The 1,923-nt window shown below is 71.4% G+C and carries 2 protein-coding genes; one reads left to right on the top strand and one right to left on the bottom strand.

Translation table 11 applies throughout. The features are described from left to right. Positions 1-148 precede the first annotated feature (148 nt). Positions 149-1,090, bottom strand: coding sequence for a non-homologous end joining protein Ku (locus IH13_RS0124430; protein ID WP_031087868.1), 942 nt, complete (start codon positions 1,088-1,090; stop codon positions 149-151). A 367-nt stretch (positions 1,091-1,457) separates the two neighbouring features. On the opposite strand from IH13_RS0124430, the gene IH13_RS0124425 reads away from it, so the two are divergent. Continuing rightward, the coding region (locus IH13_RS0124425) for an Ig-like domain-containing protein (RefSeq protein WP_234433377.1) at positions 1,458-1,923 on the top strand (466 nt) is incomplete at its 3' end.

The raw sequence follows: 1,923 nt of genomic DNA, 5'->3' as shown, positions 1-1,923 counted from the left end.
AGCCCGGGGCCAAGGAGACCCGGGGCAAGGAAGGCCCAAGGCCAACAGAGCCCGGGGCCAAGAAGACCCGGGGCCAAGGACGCCCCGGGGCCAACAAGGCCCGGGGCCAGGGAGGCCCGGAAGCCCCCGGCCCCCTCGCCCCCCCCGCTCACGAGGCCGTGCGCTTCCTCGGCGCGGCCTTCTTCGCCGACTTCTTCCCGCTGTCCGCCGACTTCGCCGGCTTCGCCGACTCCGCCGCCTTCTTCGTGGCCCGCTTCCGGGTGCCGGACTTCATCTCGTGCACCGTCGCGTGCTCTCCCCCGACCTCCTCGCCCCGGGACTCCCGCGCCGCCTCGACCGAGGCGTTGAGCGCGGCCATCAGGTCCATGACCTTGCCCGTCTCCTCCTCGCCCTCGCGCGGCTCCGGCAGCTCCTTACCCTCCGACTTGGCCGCGATCAGCTCCTCCAGGGCCTCCCGGTAGCGGTCCTTGAAACCGGAGATGCCGTCGAGGGCCATGCTGTCGGTGAGCTGGACGGCCCGTTCGATCTCGCCCTCGTCCAGCTCGACGTCCCGGGGGGCCAGGGACTCGGGGCTGCGGATCTCGTCCGGCCACCGCATGGCCTGCAGCACGATCGCGTCGTCCCGCACCCGCAGCAGCCCCAGCCGCTCCCGGTTGTGCCAGGCGAACTTCGCGACGGCGACCTTCTCGCTGCGTTCCAGCGCCTTCCGGAGCAGCGCGTACGGCTTCGCCGCGACCTGGCCGTCGACCGCCAGGTAGTAGCTGTCGCTGATCCGTACCGGGTCGACGCCGCCGGCGTCCACGAAGGCCACGATCTCGATCGCCTTCGCCGTCGGCAGCGGCATCCGGTCGAGTTCCTTGTCGGTGACGGGCACCGTCCTGTCCTTGGCGACCTCGTACCCCTTGCCGATCTCGTCCTGGGAGAGGACCTCGCCGTCGAGCTCGCACACCTTGCGGGTACGGACCCGGCCCATGTCCTGGAGGTGGTACTGGTGGAAGGAGATCGCATGGTTCTCGGTGGCGGACACGACCTTGATCGGGATCGTGACCAGGCCGAAACTGATCGCTCCGGTCCACAGGGGCCGCGGCATCCGTACCTCCCGTCCCCCCGGCTGATGGCTGGCCGGGAGGCGGTCCGGTGCGCCCGGAAGGGAGAACCGGCCCGAGAGGGCCAGGGCGCGACCCGGGCCACCGCCCGTACCCCGATGGTCGTCCCGGGTCGCCGTCACCGCATGTGGATCACCCGGGACTCCGCGGCCACGGGTCGTCGGCCGGGACGGACACCCGTTCACGGGAAGCCATGATTCCTCCACACTTTCATCACGATTCCGCTTCTTTCCCGCAAGGTCGCCCCCGCGCCCGTCGGCCGCTGCGAGCATCGCGCTTTCAGCTGCACAGCACGTGCGTAAGCGCCTTGGGGGGCACATGAAGCCGATCAGCACAAACGTTCCGCTCCGGATGGCCGCGGGGGTCGCCGTCCTGACCCTGGCCCTGACGGGGTGCGAGGGCGACGACGGAAAGACCGCGAAGACCGTGGCGGACACGTCCCCCACGGCATCCGCCTCCCCCACCCGGGCACCCGAACTGGCGCTCACCGACGACACGGAGAGCGCCGACCCGGGCGCGGAGACCGCGGTCGACGTCCTCGCCAACGACACGGTGACCCAGGAGGACGGCACCGACGCGCCGCTCCTCGACACCTTCGGCGCGGCCGGTCTCACCCTCTCCGTCGACGGCGCGCCTCGGCACGGCACCGTGACGGTGGACGGGACCTCGCTGAAGTACACCGCGAAGGCCGGATACTCCGGTGCGGACGAGTTCACCTACCGGGTCGTGGTGAAGGACGAGGCGGCGCTCGACGCCGTCGCCCTCGTACGGATCACCGTCACCGAGCCCACCCCGTCACCCACGCCCACCCCGCCCC

Source organism: Streptomyces sp. NRRL WC-3549 (genome assembly GCF_000721935.1).
Classification (GTDB): domain Bacteria; phylum Actinomycetota; class Actinomycetes; order Streptomycetales; family Streptomycetaceae; genus Streptomyces.
This window is presented reverse-complemented; position numbering and strand designations above follow the sequence as displayed.

Bases quoted from the DNA above. Each gene is read 5' to 3' on its own strand.
- IH13_RS0124430 (WP_031087868.1), bottom strand. From the start codon at position 1,090: ATGCCGCGGCCCCTGTGGACCGGAGCGATCAGTTTCGGCCTGGTCACG.